We start from the raw sequence: 17,182 nt of genomic DNA on the forward strand, positions 1-17,182 counted from the left end.
GGCAGTTACAGCGTGCGCGGCACTTCGATGCGCTCGAAGCACTCGATCTGGTCGCCCGGCTTGACGTCGTTGTAAGCCTTCACGCCGATACCGCACTCGGTACCGTTGCGAACTTCCTCGACGTTTTCCTTGAAGCGACGCAGCGATTCCAGCTCGCCTTCGAACACCACCACGCTGTCGCGCAGCACGCGGATCGGCTTGTTCCGCTTCACCACGCCTTCGATGATCATGCAGCCTGCAACCGCGCCGAACTTGGAGCTGCGGAACACGTCGCGGACCTGGGCGATACCGATGATCTCTTCGCGGATTTCCACGCCGAGCAGACCGGAGGCCACCTGCTTCACCTGATCGATCACGTCATAGATGATCGAGAAGTAACGCAGGTCAACGCCGTTGGATTCAATGATGCGACGGGCCGAAGCATCCGCACGCACGTTGAAGCCGATGACGGTGGCCTTGGAGGCCACAGCCGAGTTGGCGTCGGACTCGGTGATGCCGCCCACGCCGGAGTGGATCACGTTGATGCGGATGTCGTCGTTGGACAGGGCCACCAGCGCCTGGCTCAGTGCCTGCACCGAACCCTGCACATCGGCCTTGATCAGCAGGTTCAATACCTGCTGGCCATCGCCCTTGCCCAGCTGCGACATGATGTCTTCCATGCGGCTGCCGGCAGTCGCGACCAAGCGCGACTCGCGACGCTTGGTTTCGCGGGTCTGCGCGACGTCCTTGGCCAGACGCTCGTCTTCAACCACAACGAAGTCATCACCCGCTTCCGGCACGCCGGACAGACCCAGCACCTGCACCGGAATCGACGGGCCAGCTTCAGCCACCTGGCTGCCGGTTTCGTCGAACAATGCACGCACGCGGCCGTACTGGATACCGCACACCAGGTAGTCGCCCTTCTTCAGCAGACCCTGTTGCACCAGCACCGTCGCGACCGGGCCACGGCCCTTGTCCAGCGAGGATTCGATGACCACGCCGCTGGCGCGGCCTTCGGCCACGGCCTTCAGCTCGAGCACTTCGGCCTGCAGCGAAATCGCATCCAGCAGGTCGTCGATGCCCAGGCCGGTCTTGGCCGAGATTTCCACCATCTGCACGTCACCACCGAAATCTTCGGCCACGACCTGCTCAGCAAGCAGTTCGTTCTTGACGCGCATCGGATCGGCCGAGGCCTTGTCGATCTTGTTGATTGCCACCACGATCGGCGCATTGGCTGCGCGAGCGTGCTGGATGGCTTCCTTGGTCTGCGGCATCACGCCATCGTCGGCGGCGACAACCACCACCACGATATCGGTCAGCTGCGCACCACGGGCACGCATCGAGGTGAACGCGGCGTGGCCCGGGGTATCGAGGAAGCTGATCACGCCCTTCGGCGTGGTCACATGGTAGGCACCAATGTGCTGGGTGATGCCGCCAGCTTCGCCAGTGGCGATCTTGGTGCGACGGATGTAATCCAGCAGCGAGGTCTTGCCGTGATCGACGTGACCCATGATGGTCACCACCGGTGCACGCGGCACGGCTACGCGCTCGTCACCATCACTGATGGCCAGCAGTGCGTCTTCGGCGTCGTTGTCACTGGCGCGCACGACCTTGTGGCCGAGTTCTTCGACAACCAGTGCGGCGGTGTCGTGATCGATGGACTGGGTGATGGTGGCCATCACGCCCATCTTGAACAGCGCCTTGACCACCTCGCCGCCCTTCAGGGCAAGCTTCTGGGCCAGATCGGCCACAGTGATGGTGTCGCCGACGGCGACCTCACGCACCACCGGTGCGGTCGGACGTTCGAAGGCATGGCTGCCGCCACCGCTGCGCGATGCGTCATTGCCACGGCGGCCCTGCGGTGCGCGAGCACCCGGACGACCACGCGAATTATTGTTGTTGCTGTTGCCACGACGGGCACGGTCAGACGCCGACAGATGCAGCTGGCCACCGAAACGGTTGCCATCACCACCTTCGTTGCGCTTGCCGGGCTTGGCGTTGGCATTGGTGTTGTTGTTGCCACGGTCATCGCGGGCAGGTGCACGGGCCGGGGCAGCTGCTGCCGGAGCCTGACGTGCAGCACGTGGTGCCGGCGCTTCAGCTGCCGGCGCGGGCTTTGCTGCAGCGGCCTTGGCGGCTTCTTCAGCGGCGACCTTCTCGGCCTCCAGGCGTGCAGCCTCGGCTACCTCGGCAGCCTTCTTGGCGGCGATGCCTTCGTCGCGGGCGCGATCCTTCTCGGCCAGCATGCGCTGCTCGTCAAGATTGCGCTGACGCGATTCTTCGAGCTTGCGCAGGATATCGGCGCGCTCTTCGTCCGGCGTCATCGCAGGCTTGCCACCTTCCGGCTTGGTGTAGGTGCGCTTCTGGCGCACTTCCACATTGACGGTGGTCTTGCTACGGCCAGCACTGACAGTCACTTCCTGATGCTTGCGGCGATTCAGGGTGATCTTCTTCGATGCGGCATCAGCCTCTTCGACCGGCTGCTCTTCCTTGCCGTGCGAACGGCGGAGGAAGCCAAGCAGCTTCACTTTCTCGGTACTGGTCACAACCTGGTCGGGACCGCTGAACTTCATCCCGGCCTGGGACAGCTGTTCAAGCAGTTTCTCGACCGGCGTGTTGACCAGTTCGGCGAGCTTGCGGATGGTGGTTTGCTGCGACATTCGGATCCTATGATCTTGTTTGCGCCCCCTCGTCACGAACGAAGGCAGCGCGGAGTCTACGCCCTGAGCGGCTCAGGGCACTGTTCATCGCTGGCTCATTCGCCGCGCTCCAGGCGGGCGATCTCCTCGGCGCGGGCTGCCAGGACCAGCGCCGCGGCGCGCTCCAGATCCATGCCCTCGATGCCGAACTCCAGAACCTCGTCGGCAGCCAGGTCCGACAGATCCTCACTTGTGCGCACGCCGTGGCCAGCCAGCGCGTACGCGGTAGCCTCATCCATGCCCTTCAGTGCCAGCAGATCAGCTGCCGGCACACCGCCGTCAGCCCCCTCTTCCACCGCCAGCGCTTCATTGAGCAGCGCATCGCGGGCGCGGGCACGGAGTTCTTCAACGATATCTTCGTCGAAGCCTTCCACTGCCAGCAACTCACCAACCGGTACGTAGGCGATTTCTTCCACCGTACCAAAACCTTCGGACACCAGGATGCCGGCGATTTCTTCGTCCACTTCCAGCTTGTCCATGAACAGCTGACGGGCGACGCCCTGCTCGGCTTCCGACTTGGCGGTCACCTGGTCCTGGGTCATCACATTCAGCTGCCAACCGGTCAGGCGGCTGGCCAGGCGCACGTTCTGGCCGCCCTTGCCGATTGCCTGGGCCAGGCGGTCTTCCGCCACGGCCAGGTCCATCGAATGCTTTTCTTCGTCAACGATGATCGACTGCACTTCAGCTGGGGCCATCGCGTTGATGACGAAATTGGCCGGGTTGTCGTTCCACAACACGATGTCCACGCGCTCGCCATTGAGCTCGTTGGACACCGCCTGCACGCGCGAACCGCGCATGCCGATGCAGGCGCCGATAGGATCGGTGCGGCTGTCATGGGCCAGCACGGCGATCTTGGCGCGGTCGCCCGGGTCACGTGCACAGGCCTTGATCTCGACCAGGCCCTGGCCGACTTCCGGCACTTCCAGCTTGAACAGCTCGATCATGAATTCCGGGGCGGCGCGGCTGATGAACAGCTGCGGGCCACGCGGCTCCGAGCGCACTTCGGCCAGATAGCCGCGCACGCGGTCACCGGCACGCAGCACGTCGCGCGGAATGCCCTTGTCCTTCGGGATGAAGGCTTCGGCATTGCCGCCCAGATCGACATAGATGTTGCCGCGTTCTGCACGCTTGACCACGCCGGTGACCAGTTCGCCAACGCGGTCCTTCCATGCATCCACCACCTGCTGGCGCTCGGCTTCGCGCACACGCTGGACGATGACCTGCTTGGCAGCCTGCGCTGCAATACGGCCGAAATCCGGGTTTTCAATCTGTTCTTCGATGTAATCGCCGATCTCGACGTCGTCGGCTTCATCCACCGCGTCCATCATGCGGATCTGGCGATCCGGCGATTCCATCACCACGTCATCGGCGACCACTTCCCAACGACGGAAGGTTTCGTAGGTACCGTCCTTGTGGTTGATCGACACGCGCGCCAGGACTTCCTGGTCGGGGTAACGCTTCTTCGCTGCCGAGGCCAATGCAGCCTCGATCGCGTCGAAAATAACTTCGCGCGGCACGCCCTTCTCGTTGGCGACTGCGTCAACTACCAGCAAAAGTTCCTTGCTCATCGGCTCACTCCGCGCGCGGCTTTTTGGCCGCCGTTTCGTTATTGGAATTATTCTTGGGCTTGCCCTGCTTGGGGGCCGGACCCGTCGGTTTGGTCGGTGCCAGGCCCAATGCGGCCCAGTCCGGAATGATGCGTGCCTTGTCGATATTGTCGAACGACGCCACGAACGGCTTGTTGTCGACGATGAACGTGACCGTGCCCTGCGCCACATCGACCGCGGCAATCTCGCCCTGCAGGCGACGGCGGTTTTCCTGCGGCAGCTTCAGGCCGACCTTGGCGGATTCGCCAATGGCGAGCTCGAACTGTGCCAGCGTGAACAACGGACGATCGACACCCGGCGAAGACACTTCCAGCGTGTAATTGCCGCTGATCGGATCTTCCACGTCCAGCTGCGCGGAAACCTCGCGGCTCACCCGCTCGCAGTCTTCGACGTTGACCATGCGCGCAGGCTGTTCAACCAGCGGCACGTCGATATACAGGCGCAACGTTGCGCCGCCCGGGGCCGGCAGATATTCGACGCCAAGCAACTCGAGCCCCAACGCCTGCACGGTGGGGCTCAGCAGATTCGCGATTTCAGTAGCCTTGTCGCTCACAGCCAGCCTTGATTCGTAAGTTAGAGAACGGTTGTAACCCAACCAGGTTTTGCGTATTGCAGAAACAGCAAAGGGCCCACGTGGGCCCTTTGTCCGTTTGGATCCGTTGGCCGGATCCCGGTTGCAAGAACGGAAGCAGCCGTTCTTGCGAGCCCAACTTTTGCCTCTATCAACACTGCGTGTTGCCAAAGACCGAAGCTGGTAGCGGGGGCAGGATTTGAACCTGCGACCTTCGGGTTATGAGCCCGACGAGCTGCCAGACTGCTCCACCCCGCATCAGAAGCGGAATTATGAAGTAACCAAGTCGATAATGCAAGACTTATTTACTTCGCGTTTCTCTCTAGCTGCTAGAGAAACCCGGAAAAACCCTTCCGGTTGAACCACTTACTAGGTGGTTCCGACCTTTCCGCTAGGCGGCGAGGTCGTCAACTCAGGAGATGAATAATACACACTTCGCGCAGATTTGTATCGTTTTTTATGACAAATGTGCAAAAGAATTGCGCATCCATTCCAGGATCGGGCCCAGGCCCAGCGGAAGGACCAGCAACAGCACGGAATTCACGCCCAAAACGATACCCAGGATGCGGTCGTTGTTACGCGGCAGCGGCTCGCCTACCGGCTCATCGAAGTACATGACCTTGATGACACGCAGGTAATAGAAGCAACCGATCACCGCACACAGCACGCCGACCATGGCCAGCCACAACAGGCCGCCATTGATCGCAGCGCTCAGCACCGCCAGCTTGCTCCAGAAGCCAAGGAACGGCGGAATACCGGCCAGCGACGCCATGATGCACAGGACCAGGCCTGCCATCCACGGGCTACGGGCATTCAGACCCTTGAAGTCCTCGATGTTCTCGGCTTCAAAGCCGGCGCGCGACAGCGCGATGATCGCGCCGAACGAGGCGGTCGACATGATGGCGTAGGCAATGGCGTAGAACATCGCCGCCGAATAGCCTTCCTTGCCACCACCGGCCACCGCCATCAGCAGGAAGCCGATGTGCGAGACGGTCGAATAGGCCAGCATGCGCTTCAGATTGCTCTGGGCGATCGCCATCAGGTTACCGACGACCAGCGACAGTGCAGCCAGGCCGGCCAACACGTATTGCAGTTCGGTCGACAGCGGGCCAACGCCCATTTCCAGCAGGCGGTAAGCCATGCCGAAGGCAGCCAGCTTCGGTGCCGAGCTGATGAACAGCGCGATCGGTGCCGGGGCACCCTGGTACACGTCCGGCAGCCACATGTGGAACGGCGCAGCGCCCAGCTTGAAGGCAACACCGGCAACCATGAACACCGCACCGGTCAACAGCAGCAGACGCTCGTCCGAATGGGCGATGGATGCATGGATCACGTCCAGGTGCAGCGAACCGGTGGCGCCATAGATCAGCGACATGCCGTACAGCAGCAGGCCCGAGGCCAGCGAACCGAGCACGATGTACTTCATGCCGGCTTCGGCCGCGAGCTTGTTCTCACGGTTGCTGGCAACCAGCGCGTAGGAACATAGTGCCAGCAGTTCAAGGCCCAGGTAGACCATCAGCAGGCTGCCGGCCGAAACCAGGATCATCATGCCGGCGGTGGCGAACAGGATCAGCACCGGGATCTCGCCCTGGTACAGGTTGCGCTCGCGCAGGTAGCTCCAGCCGTAGATCAGGCTCAAACCGCTGACCAGCACGATCACCGTCTTCATGACGTCGGCGGCGTTGTCACGGACAAACATGCCGTGGAACACCTCGCCCTGGCCGCCTGCGCCGCCCAACAGCAAGGCGAAGGCGACAGCGAGGATGGCTACCGACAGAAAGTGGGTCCAAACCTTGTGCTTGGTGCTGATGAACAGATCAAGCATCAACAGGGCAAAGGCACCACCGATCACCACCAGTTCGGGCAGCAACGGCAGAAGGTCGGTCATGGTCAACGGCAGAGGCGTCGGCGTGGTCATCATCAAATCCTGGAATCAATACTCTCGACGGGCCGCTTAGAGCAGCTTGCTCGATGCGATCTGCATCGCCAGCTTGGCGATGGACGGCTCCATCAGCTCGGTCAGCGGCAGCGGGTAGAAGCCAAGCACCAAGGTGCCGACAGCAAATACGCCCATTACCAGCCATTCGCGACCGTTCATATCCTTCAGCTCGGCGACGTGGGCATTGCCCACCTCACCGAAGAACACACGCTTGTACAGCCACAGCGAATACGCAGCGCCGATGATCAAGGTGGAGGCAGCACCCAGCGCAACCAGCGGATTCCACTGGAACGCAGCCAACACGACCATGAACTCGCCGACGAAGCCACTGGTGCCCGGCAGGCCGGAGTTGGCCATGAAGAACAGCAGTGCAAATGCGGAGAACCACGGCATCACATTGACCACGCCGCCGTAATCGGCGATGCGGCGGCTGTGCATGCGGTCATACAGCACGCCCACGCAGGAGAACATCGCGCCGGACACGAAACCGTGCGAGACCATCTGCACCATCGCGCCCTGCAGGCCCAGGCGGGCTGCATCGGGGTTGCCGGCATCACGTACCAGCCACAGTGCGGTGAAGGTACCCAGGGTCACGAAGCCCATGTGTGCGATCGACGAATAAGCAATGAGCTTCTTCATGTCGTCCTGCACCAGGGCCACCAGGCCGACGTAGATCACCGCCACCAGCGACAGCGCGATCACCAGCCATGCCCACTCGTGGCTGGCATCGGGCACGATCGGCAGGTTGAAGCGCAGGAAGCCGTAGCCACCAATCTTCAGTGCGATCGCCGCCAGGATCACCGAACCGGCGGTCGGCGCTTCAACGTGCGCATCCGGCAGCCAGGTATGTACCGGGAACATCGGCACCTTGACCGCGAAGGCGACCAGGAACGCGAAGAATATCCAGGTCTGCTCCTTGGCCGACAGCTGCAACTGATACAGGTCGACCAGCTGGAAGCTGCCGCCCTTCAGGTACAGGTAGATCAGCGCCACCAGCATCAGCACCGAGCCGAGGAAGGTGTACAGGAAGAACTTCATCGCCGCGTAGATACGACGCGGACCGCCCCAGACGCCGATGATCAGGAACATCGGGATCAGCATGGCTTCGAAGAACACGTAGAACAGCATCGCGTCGGTGGCGGCGAAGATGCCGACCGTCACGCCTTCCAGTACCAGGAAAGCGGCCACGTACTGATTGACGCGCTTGTCGACCACGCCCCAGGCGCCGATCAGTGCCAGCACGCCGATCAGCGTGGTCAGCAGGATCAGGGCGATGGCGATACCGTCAACGGCCAGGTTGTAGCCGATGTTGAACGCCGGGATCCATGGATGCTGTTCGACGAACTGCATCACCTCGGCGGCGCCGCGGTCGTAACCGCTGAGCAAGCCGAGGCTGAGCAGGAAGGTGAGCAGTGCCACCGCCAGGGATGCCCAACGGGCAGCCTGGGCGTTGCGCACAGCGAGGATCAACGCACCGCCGATGATCGGCAGCCAGATGAGAATACTAAGTAGAGGCCAGTTCGACACGTCTTCTATTCCGTACAGGTCAACGCCAGAAATGCATCAGTACGCCCAACAGGGCAATCAAACCGATGATCATCGCGAACGCGTAGTGGTAGAGGAAACCGGATTGGGTGCGGCGCAACAGGTTGGCAGCCAGGTCGACCAGACGCGCCGAACCATTGACCATCACCCCATCAACGACCGTGCTATCAACGGCACGGGCGGCCTTGCCGAGCTGCACACCACCGCCGGCAAAGCCGTCGATCCAGAGCTTGTCGAAGCCGTACTTGTTTTCCAGCACCGAAACCACCGGTGCCAGGGTCTTGCGAGCTTGTCCTGCCAGTTCCGGCTTCCAGATGTAGAACACCCAGGCCAGCGCGAAACCTGCAACCGTCAGCCAGAACGCCGGCATCTGCATGCCGTGTACCGCATAGGCCACCGAACCGTGCCAGAACTCCTTGCCAACCGCAGCAATGGTATCGCGTGCCGGGTTGTAGAAATCGACGATGCCGGTGAAGAACGACATGGTCTGGCCCGGAATGCCGGCAGCGGCTTGGTGACCGTCCCAGCCGGTACCGAACAGCATCGGCCCGATGGTGAAGAAGCCGATCAGGATGGACGGGATTGCCAGCAGCACCAGCGGTACCGTCACCACCAGCGGCGACTCATGCGGCACGTGCACGCCATGACCGTGGTGGTCATCGTGGCCGTGGGCGTGATCACCGTGATGGTCATCATGCGTGTCGCGGAAGCGTTCCTTGCCGAAGAAGGTCAGGAACAGCAGGCGGAAGCTGTAGAAGCTGGTGACGATCACGCCACCGAGCACCGCCCAGTAACCGTAAAGGGCAACCCAGCCAGCCTCGGCAGCGTGCGCGTGCATCGCGGCGGCTTCAATGATGGTGTCCTTCGAGTAGAAACCCGAGAAGAACGGCGTACCCACCAGGGCCAGCGTACCGATCCACATGGTGATGTGGGTAACCGGCATGTATTTGCGCAGGCCGCCCATCTTCATCATGTTCTGCTCATGGTGCATGCCCATGATCACCGAACCGGCACCGAGGAACAGCAGCGCCTTGAAGAAGGCGTGGGTCATCAGGTGGAACACGGCGCCCGAGTAGGCCGACACGCCGAGTGCAACCGTCATGTAGCCCAGCTGTGACAAGGTGGAATAGGCAACCACGCGCTTGATGTCGGTCTGCACGATACCGATCAGGCCGGTGAAGAAGGCCGTGGTGGCACCGATGAACAGGATGAAGTCCAGCGCGGTCTGCGACAGCTCGAACAGCGGCGACATGCGGGTGACCATGAAGATACCCGCGGTGACCATGGTCGCGGCGTGGATCAGTGCCGAGATCGGGGTCGGGCCTTCCATCGAGTCCGGCAGCCACACGTGCAGCGGAACCTGCGCCGACTTGCCCATCGCACCGATGAACAGACAGATGCAGATGATGGTGGCAACGCTCCACTGGTGGTCACCGATCAGCTGCACCATCGCGTGGCCAGTGATATCGGTGCCAAGCACGGTGCCCGCATTGGCGAACACGGTTGCGTAGTCCAGCGAGCCGAAGGCCCACAGGATGCCGGCGATGCCGAGCAGGAAGCCGAAATCACCGACGCGGTTGACCAGGAACGCCTTCATGTTGGCGAAGATCGCGGTCGGGCGCTTGAAGTAGAAGCCGATCAGCAGGTACGACACCAGGCCCACCGCTTCCCAGCCGAAGAACAGCTGCAGGAAGTTGTTGCTCATCACCAGGGTGAGCATCGAGAAGGTGAACAGCGAGATGTAGCTGAAGAAACGCTGGTAACCGTCGTCTTCGGACATGTAGCCGATCGAGTAGATGTGGACCAGCAGCGACACGAAGGTCACCACCACCATCATCATCGCGGTCAGGCGATCGACCATGAAGCCGACATGCGCCGCGTACTGGCCTACTTCAAAGAAGGTGTAGATGTTCTGATTGAACGGCTGCGCCCCACCCCACAACAGCTGGGAGAAGATGTAAGCCGACAGGCCAAAGCTGACCGCCACGCCCAGGATGGTGATGTATTGGGCGCCCTTGCGCCCCACCTGACGACCGAACAGGCCGGCGATGATGCTGCCGAACAGCGGTGCCAGCACCACTGCAATCAACAGACTCTTGGAGAGAGTGATTTCCATCTTCGGATCAGCCCTTCAGCGAATCGACTTCGCCCACGTTGATGGTGTGGCGAGTACGGAACAAGGTCACCAGGATCGCGAGGCCGATTGCAGCTTCGGCTGCGGCCACGGTCAGGATGAAGAACACGAACAGCTGACCGGCGGTGTCGCCCAGCTCACGCGAGAAGGCAATGAAGTTGATGTTCACCGACAGCAGCATCAGTTCGATCGACATCAACAGCACGATGATGTTCTTCCGGTTGAGGAAGATGCCGGCAACGGAGATGCAGAACATCACCGCGCCCAACGCGAGCATATGGCCCAGAGAAATCATGGCTTGGCCTCCTCGCCACCGTCATGTTGCGTATCGACCTGCACCACCGGCTTTTCGGCGGCCATCTTGACCATGCGCAGGCGGTCTTTTGCCTTGGTCATGGTCTGCTCGGTCGGGTTCTGCGTCTTCAGGCCTTCACGGCGGCGCAGGGTCAGCATCACTGCTGCCACCACGGCCACGGTCAGGATCACAGCCGCGAACTCGAACGGGAGCAGGTATTCGGTGAACAGGCTGCGTGCCAGCCATGTGATGTTGGACGTGTCCGCGGCAACCGCAGCGGCGTTGTCCACCGGGAACGGTGCGGTGCGCGCCTTGATGCCGATCAGGGTCAGCATCTGCACCAGCATCACCACCGCGACCACCAGGCCGACCGGCAGGTAACGTACCCAGCCTTCACGCAGATTGGTGGTGTCGATGTCCAGCATCATCACCACGAACAGGAACAACACCATCACCGCGCCGACGTAGACCAGCACAAGGGTGACACCGAGGAACTCGGCGCCCACCAGCAGCCACACGCAGGCAATGGAGAAGAACGTCAGGATCAAGCACAACACGGCATACACCGGATTGCGCACGCTGATCACCGCTGCCGCGGAAATGCCGGCAATGATGGAGAAGAACCAGAAAGCAATATTTACCCAATCCATCTCAAGACCTCAGCGGAAGGCGGCGTCGGCGGCGCGGCGCTCGGCGATTTCGGCTTCAAGCCGGTCGCCAAGTGCCAGCAGCTGCGGCTTGGTGATGATGTTCTCGCCACGCTTCTCGAAGTGGTACTCGAGAATGTGGGTCTCGACGATCGAGTCCACCGGGCAGCTTTCTTCGCAGAAGCCGCAGAAGATGCACTTGAACAGATCGATTTCGTAACGCGTGGTACGGCGGGTGCCGTCTTCGCGCTTGGCCGAGTCGATGGTGATGGCCAGTGCCGGGCACACCGCTTCGCACAGCTTGCAGGCGATGCAGCGCTCTTCACCGTTGGGGTAACGGCGCAGGGCGTGCAGGCCACGGAAGCGCGGCGACTGCGGGAACTTCTCCATCGGGTACATCACGGTGTACTTGGGCTTGAACGCGTATTTCAGCGTCAGCCACAGGCCGCCGAGCAACTCGAGGAGCAGCAGGCTTTTGAAATAGTGGGTGATCTTATTCATGAATCAAACGCCCTTCTGGATCACGCCGTAGAACACCATCAGTGCCGTCACCGCGATCCAGAAAATGGTCAGCGGGATGAACACCTTCCAGCCCAGACGCATGATCTGGTCATAACGGAAGCGCGGGAAGCTGGCACGGAACCAGATGTACGCACTGGCGAAGAACAGCACCTTGAGCAGCAGCCACGGCCAACCGCCGGTCCAGATCCAGTTGATCCACGGCGAGATATCGGCCGTGATCCAGCCCTGGAGCGGGCTCAGCCAGCCACCGAGGAAGAAGATCGAGATCAGGAAGCTGACCAGGATCATGTTGGCGTACTCGGCCAGGAAGAACAGTGCGAACGCACCGCCGGAGTACTCCACCATGTGACCGGCAACGATTTCCGACTCGCCTTCAACCACGTCGAACGGCGCGCGGTTGGTTTCGGCAACGCCGGACACCCAATACACGACGAACAGCGGGAACAACGGCAGCAGGAACCAGTCGAACAGACCCGAGTTGCCCTTCTGCGCCAGCACGATGTCGGTCAGGTTCAGGCTGCCGGCGGCGATCATCACGCCGACCAGCGCGAAGCCCATCGCGATTTCGTAGCTAACCACCTGCGCGGCCGAACGCATTGCACCGAGGAAGGCGTACTTGGAGTTGGACGCCCAACCGGCCAGGATCACGCCGTACACGCCCAGCGAGGTCATCGCCAGCAGGTACAGCAGGCCAACGTTGGCGTTGGACAGCACCAGCTTGTAGTCGAACGGAACCACTGCCCACGCCGCGAACGACGGAGCCAGCACGATCAGCGGAGCGATGATGTACATCGCCTTGTGTGCGCTGGCCGGAGCGATGATTTCCTTGAACAACAGCTTGGTGACGTCAGCGAAGGCCTGCAGCAGGCCGCCCAGACCGACATACATCGGCCCGTGGCGCACGTGCATCCAGCCAATCAGCTTGCGCTCCCACAACACGTAGAAGGCAACCGAAATGATCACCGGCATGGCGATCAACAGGATCTTGATCACCGTCCACAGGACGATGCCGATGTCACCCAGGGACATGAACCACTGGAACAAGGGCTCGATCGCGTTTAACAGCAACTCGTTCATGCAGCCACCACCGTTACCCGAGCGGCACCCAGCGGCGCGGTTGCGCCGTGGCCCGATTCAATCCACACCGTGCCGGCTGCGACGCGTGCGTCGACCACCACCGACAGGGTTGCACGACCGGCGTCGGTGCCGACCTTGGCCATCTGGCCTTCGGTCAGCTGCAGACGCGCGGCGTCATCGGCATTGAGCACGATGCGCGGCTCATTGTTGAGCGGATGCGACTGCAGCGCCTGCGCACGACGCACAACGGCGTCGGTGCGGTAGATCGCCGGGGTCGAGGCCACTTCAAAGCCCTCGCCTGCGACCTGCGGCTGTGTCGAAGCGGCAACCTTGACCGACACCGGCTGCAGGCCGGCACGCAGGCCTGCCAGATCGGTGAAGCCGAAACCGGCCAGCTGCATGTCACCACCCAGCGCACGCAGCACGCGCCAGCCCTCACGAGCCTCGCCCTGCAGCTTGCCACCGGCGCGGGCGACCTGATCGCGACCATCCAGGTTGGTCAGCGTGCCGTCGATTTCCGGCAGCGCGCCAATCGGCAGGATCACATCGGCCACATCACGGGTCGAGGTGCAGGCGAACTGGCTGAACGCGACAACCTTGGCACCGGCCAGCGCCTTGCGGGCGGCGGCGGTATCGGCGAAATCCAGGCCCGGCTCGATGCCGTACAGGGCATAGGCCTTGCGCGGCTGCGCCAGCATTGCATTGACGTCCTTGCCGGCCGGCAGTACGCCGGCGCGGGCCAGGCCCAGTGCGTTGGCACCCTGCGGGATACGGCACAGCTTGGCGCCGGTAGCCGCGGCAAATGCGCTGGCAGCCGAACGGATCGCAGCAGCCTGCGGATGATTTTCAGCAATCGCACCGACGATGATGACGGTGTTGTTGCCGCCCTTCACCGCGTCGACCAGCTGCGCGTTGCCCAGGGCTTCAACGAAGCGCGACGGTGCAACGATCTGCTTGCTGGCCAGCTTGAACGCGAAGTCGAAGTCCACCGGGTTGATCGAATGGATCTTGGCACCGTTGGTGGTCTGCGCCTTGCGCAGGCGAGCGTGCAGCAGCGGCAGCTCGTGGCGGATATTGCTACCCAGCACGACGATCTGATCAGCGTGTTCAATCTCGGCCAGCGACATGCCGAAGGCTTCGGCAACCGGAGCATCGGAGAAGTCACGGTTGTTGATGCGGTGGTCGATGTTGTTCGAACCCAGGCCAGCGGCCAGGCGGGCCAGCAATGCACCCTCCTCGTTCGACGTTGCCGGGTGCACCAGCACGCCGAGCTCGTCGCCACGGTTGGCTTCGAAGATTTCGCGGGCAGCGGCCAGACCTTCGGCCCAGCTCACTTCCTTCCACTCACCATTGACCTTCTGCAGCGGCTTGACCGCGCGGTCGGCCGAATACAGGCCCTGGTGCGAATAACGATCGCGGTCGGACAGCCAGCACTCGTTGACCAGCTCGTTGTCACGCGGCACGGCGCGCAGCACTTCGCCGCGGCGCACGTGCAGGAACAGGTTCGAGCCCATCGCGTCGTGGTAACCCAGCGACTCGCGTGCGGTCAGTTCCCACGGGCGTGCCTTGAACTGGAATACCTTGTTGGTCAGCGCGCCAACCGGGCACACGTCGATGACGTTGCCGGACAGCTCGGTGGTCAGCGGCTTGCCGTCGTAGGTACCGATCTGCAGGTTTTCACCGCGCGACATGCCACCCAGTTCATAGGTGCCGGCCACTTCTGCGGTGAAGCGCACGCAACGGGTGCACTGGATGCAGCGGGTCATCTCGGTGGCGACCAGCGGCCCCATGTCCTCGTCAACCACAACGCGCTTGCGCTCGTTGAAGCGGCTGACCGAACGGCCGTAGCCCAGCGATACGTCCTGCAGCTCGCACTCGCCGCCCTGGTCGCAGATCGGGCAGTCCAGCGGGTGGTTGATGAGCAGGAACTCCATCACCGAACGCTGGTACTTGAGCGCCTTCTCGTTGCGGGTCTGGATCTTCATGCCATCCATGACCGGGGTTGCGCAGGCCGGCGACGGCTTGGGCGACTTTTCAACGTCGACCAGGCACATGCGGCAGTTTGCGGCGATCGGCAGCTTCTCGTGGTAGCAGAAGCGCGGAATCGGAATGCCAGCCTTGTCGGCGGCCTGGATGATCATCGAACCCTTGGGTACGACCAGCGTCTGACCATCGATATCGATGGTCACATGATCCGGCGGTACATTGGGATTTACCGGTTGCGCGCTCATGCGGCAGCAGTCTCCACCTTCTTGCCGTCAACCATCGAATGACCGTTGACGATGTAGTACTCGAATTCGTTCCAGAACTGGCGCAGGAAGCCTTGGATCGGCCACGCTGCCGCCTCACCGAACGCACAGATGGTGTGGCCTTCAATCTGACCGGCAACCGTCTTCAATTGGTGCAGATCTTCCATCGTGGCCTGGCCGGCGACGATGCGCTCCAGCACACGGTGCATCCAGCCGGTACCTTCGCGGCACGGGGTGCACTGGCCACAGGATTCCTTGTGGAAGAACTGGCTGATGCGGCAGGCGAACTTGACGCAGCAGACGCTGTCATCCAGCACCACGATCGCACCCGAACCCAGGCCAGAGCCCAGTGCACGGATGGTGTCGTAGTCCATCGGCAGGCCCTTGAGCTCTGCAGCGGTCAGCACCGGCATCGACACGCCGCCCGGGATCGCGCCCTTCAGGGTGCGGCCCGGACGCAGGCCACCGGCCATCTCCAGCAGATCATCAAAGGTGGTGCCCAGCGGCACTTCGAAGTTGCCGCCCTTGGCCACGCAACCGGAGACCGAGAAACACTTCGGGCCACCGTTGTTGGTCAGGCTCAGATTCTTGAACCACTCCGCGCCGTTGCGGATGATCGCCGGCACCGAGGCATAGGTCTCGGTGTTGTTGATCGTGGTCGGCTTGCCGTACAGGCCGAAATTGGCCGGGAACGGCGGCTTGAAGCGCGGCTGGCCCTTCTTGCCTTCCAGCGATTCCATCAGTGCGGTTTCTTCGCCGCAGATGTAGGCGCCGGCGCCGAGCGCACCATAGATATCGATATCGCAACCGCTGCCCAGCACGTTCTTGCCCAGCCAGCCGTGCTTGTAGGCATCGGCCAGGGCCTGCTCGAAATGCTCGAACGGCTCGTGGTGGAACTCACCGCGCAGGTAGTTGTAGGCCGCGGTCGAACCGGTGGCGTAGCAGGCGATGGCCATGCCCTCCACCACCGAGTGCGGGTTGTAACGCAGGATGTCGCGGTCCTTGCAGGTGCCCGGCTCGGATTCATCCGAGTTGCACAGGATGTACTTCTGCACATCGCCCTTGGGCATGAAGGACCACTTCAGGCCGGTCGGGAAGCCCGCGCCGCCGCGGCCGCGCAGGCCGGACTGCTTGACCATTTCGATGACGTCGGCCGGCGGGATCTTCTCTTCGAGGATCTTGCGCAGCGCGGCGTAGCCACCGGTCTTCAGATAGCTTTCGTACGACCACGGAGTGTCGTAATGCAGCGTGGTGTAAACCACGTTATGCGGAAGCGGCGCCGGTCCGACCGGGCCCTTGGATTCGTGGTGTGCCATGCCTTACTCCAGCCCGTCCAGCAGCGCATCGACCTGGTCCAGCGTCAGGCGCTCATGGTAATGACCGTTGATGACCATCATCGGCGCGCCCGCGCAGCCAGCCAGGCATTCTTCCTCTTTCTTGAGGTAGACGCGGCCGTCAGCGGTCGATTCGCCGTGCTTGATGCCCAGCTTCTTCTCGCAATGGCGGACGATGTCGTCGGCGCCGTTGAGCCAGCAGCTGACGTTGGTGCAGATGGCAACGTTGTTGCGGCCTACCTTCTCGGTCTCGAACATCGAGTAGAAGGTTGCAACCTCGTACGCCCACACAAACGGCAGATCCAGGTACTTGGCAACCGCGGCGATCAAGTCGTCGCTCAGCCAACCCTGGTTCTGTTCCTGTGCGGCATGCAGGCCCTGCAGCACCGCCGAACGCTTGCGCTCGGGCGGGAACTTGGACAGCCAGTGATCGATGTGAGCACGCGTCTTGTCGCTCAACACCACCATCGGGTCGACGTTGCGCGCCGCCTCGAAATTACCCGTCGCCTTCATTGGCCGACCTCAACGAATACCAAATGCTGAAAAACCGATGCCTGCGGCGGCAGAACCGCGCAGGCAACGGA

Annotated in this window: 13 protein-coding genes and 1 tRNA gene; all 14 read right to left on the bottom strand. The window is 62.1% G+C overall.

All coding sequences use genetic code 11. The features are described from left to right. Nucleotides 1–5: 5 nt before the first annotated feature. Complete coding sequence (gene infB / locus ABB27_RS02735) at nt 6–2,639, bottom strand: translation initiation factor IF-2 (RefSeq protein ID WP_057626691.1); 2,634 nt, start codon at nt 2,637–2,639, stop codon at nt 6–8. A gap of 95 nt (nt 2,640–2,734) precedes the next feature. Then, nucleotides 2,735–4,246 (bottom strand): transcription termination factor NusA, encoded by a 1,512-nt coding sequence (gene nusA / locus ABB27_RS02740; protein ID WP_057626692.1) that lies wholly within the window; start codon nt 4,244–4,246, stop codon nt 2,735–2,737. Nucleotides 4,247–4,250: 4 nt separating this feature from the next. Then, on the bottom strand, nt 4,251–4,838 hold the full coding sequence (gene rimP / locus ABB27_RS02745; RefSeq protein WP_057626693.1) for a ribosome maturation factor RimP: 588 nt from the start codon (nt 4,836–4,838) through the stop codon (nt 4,251–4,253). 199 nt (nt 4,839–5,037) lie between these two features. Next, a tRNA-Met gene (locus tag ABB27_RS02750) sits at nt 5,038–5,114 on the bottom strand. A gap of 199 nt (nt 5,115–5,313) precedes the next feature. Next, on the bottom strand, nt 5,314–6,774 hold the full coding sequence (nuoN, locus tag ABB27_RS02755; RefSeq protein ID WP_057626736.1) for an NADH-quinone oxidoreductase subunit NuoN: 1,461 nt from the start codon (nt 6,772–6,774) through the stop codon (nt 5,314–5,316). Nucleotides 6,775–6,810: 36 nt separating this feature from the next. Further along, nucleotides 6,811–8,322, bottom strand: a complete 1,512-nt coding sequence (locus ABB27_RS02760; RefSeq protein ID WP_057626694.1) for an NADH-quinone oxidoreductase subunit M — start codon at nt 8,320–8,322, stop codon at nt 6,811–6,813. Between the two features lie 19 nt (nt 8,323–8,341). Then, nucleotides 8,342–10,456 carry an NADH-quinone oxidoreductase subunit L gene (nuoL, locus tag ABB27_RS02765; RefSeq protein WP_057626695.1) on the bottom strand — a complete coding sequence of 705 codons (2,115 nt, stop codon included), beginning with the start codon at nt 10,454–10,456 and terminating at the stop codon, nt 8,342–8,344. 7 nt (nt 10,457–10,463) lie between these two features. Further along, nucleotides 10,464–10,769, bottom strand: a complete 306-nt coding sequence (gene nuoK, locus ABB27_RS02770; RefSeq protein ID WP_054656949.1) for an NADH-quinone oxidoreductase subunit NuoK — start codon at nt 10,767–10,769, stop codon at nt 10,464–10,466. Continuing rightward, nucleotides 10,766–11,419 (bottom strand): NADH-quinone oxidoreductase subunit J, encoded by a 654-nt coding sequence (locus ABB27_RS02775; protein WP_057626696.1) that lies wholly within the window; start codon nt 11,417–11,419, stop codon nt 10,766–10,768. The genes nuoK and ABB27_RS02775 overlap by 4 nt, the downstream gene beginning before the upstream one ends. A gap of 9 nt (nt 11,420–11,428) precedes the next feature. Then, on the bottom strand, nt 11,429–11,917 hold the full coding sequence (gene nuoI / locus ABB27_RS02780; protein WP_057626697.1) for an NADH-quinone oxidoreductase subunit NuoI: 489 nt from the start codon (nt 11,915–11,917) through the stop codon (nt 11,429–11,431). A 3-nt stretch (nt 11,918–11,920) separates the two neighbouring features. Continuing rightward, complete coding sequence (gene nuoH, locus ABB27_RS02785; protein WP_057626698.1) at nt 11,921–13,015, bottom strand: NADH-quinone oxidoreductase subunit NuoH; 1,095 nt, start codon at nt 13,013–13,015, stop codon at nt 11,921–11,923. Beyond that, nucleotides 13,012–15,246 (bottom strand): NADH-quinone oxidoreductase subunit NuoG, encoded by a 2,235-nt coding sequence (gene nuoG, locus ABB27_RS02790; RefSeq protein ID WP_057626699.1) that lies wholly within the window; start codon nt 15,244–15,246, stop codon nt 13,012–13,014. Before nuoG ends, nuoH begins: the two co-directional genes overlap by 4 nt. Continuing rightward, nucleotides 15,243–16,580, bottom strand: a complete 1,338-nt coding sequence (gene nuoF / locus ABB27_RS02795) for an NADH-quinone oxidoreductase subunit NuoF (RefSeq protein ID WP_057626700.1) — start codon at nt 16,578–16,580, stop codon at nt 15,243–15,245. Before nuoF ends, nuoG begins: the two co-directional genes overlap by 4 nt. A 3-nt stretch (nt 16,581–16,583) precedes the next feature. After that, nucleotides 16,584–17,111, bottom strand: a complete 528-nt coding sequence (gene nuoE, locus ABB27_RS02800; RefSeq protein WP_057626701.1) for an NADH-quinone oxidoreductase subunit NuoE — start codon at nt 17,109–17,111, stop codon at nt 16,584–16,586. Nucleotides 17,112–17,182 lie beyond the last annotated feature (71 nt).

The sequence above is a fragment of the Stenotrophomonas terrae genome, from assembly GCF_001431465.1.
Taxonomy (GTDB): domain Bacteria; phylum Pseudomonadota; class Gammaproteobacteria; order Xanthomonadales; family Xanthomonadaceae; genus Stenotrophomonas; species Stenotrophomonas terrae.

Coding starts and splice junctions, on each gene's coding strand:
- infB (WP_057626691.1), bottom strand. CDS start 2,639: ATGTCGCAGCAAACCACCATCCGCAAGCTCGCCGAACTGGTCAACACG.
- nusA (WP_057626692.1), bottom strand. CDS start 4,246: ATGAGCAAGGAACTTTTGCTGGTAGTTGACGCAGTCGCCAACGAGAAG.
- nuoN (WP_057626736.1), bottom strand. CDS start 6,774: ATGACCACGCCGACGCCTCTGCCGTTGACCATGACCGACCTTCTGCCG.
- nuoL (WP_057626695.1), bottom strand. CDS start 10,456: ATGGAAATCACTCTCTCCAAGAGTCTGTTGATTGCAGTGGTGCTGGCA.
- nuoK (WP_054656949.1), bottom strand. CDS start 10,769: ATGATTTCTCTGGGCCATATGCTCGCGTTGGGCGCGGTGATGTTCTGC.
- ABB27_RS02775 (WP_057626696.1), bottom strand. CDS start 11,419: ATGGATTGGGTAAATATTGCTTTCTGGTTCTTCTCCATCATTGCCGGC.
- nuoI (WP_057626697.1), bottom strand. CDS start 11,917: ATGAATAAGATCACCCACTATTTCAAAAGCCTGCTGCTCCTCGAGTTG.
- nuoH (WP_057626698.1), bottom strand. CDS start 13,015: ATGAACGAGTTGCTGTTAAACGCGATCGAGCCCTTGTTCCAGTGGTTC.
- nuoG (WP_057626699.1), bottom strand. CDS start 15,246: ATGAGCGCGCAACCGGTAAATCCCAATGTACCGCCGGATCATGTGACC.
- nuoF (WP_057626700.1), bottom strand. CDS start 16,580: ATGGCACACCACGAATCCAAGGGCCCGGTCGGACCGGCGCCGCTTCCG.
- nuoE (WP_057626701.1), bottom strand. CDS start 17,111: ATGAAGGCGACGGGTAATTTCGAGGCGGCGCGCAACGTCGACCCGATG.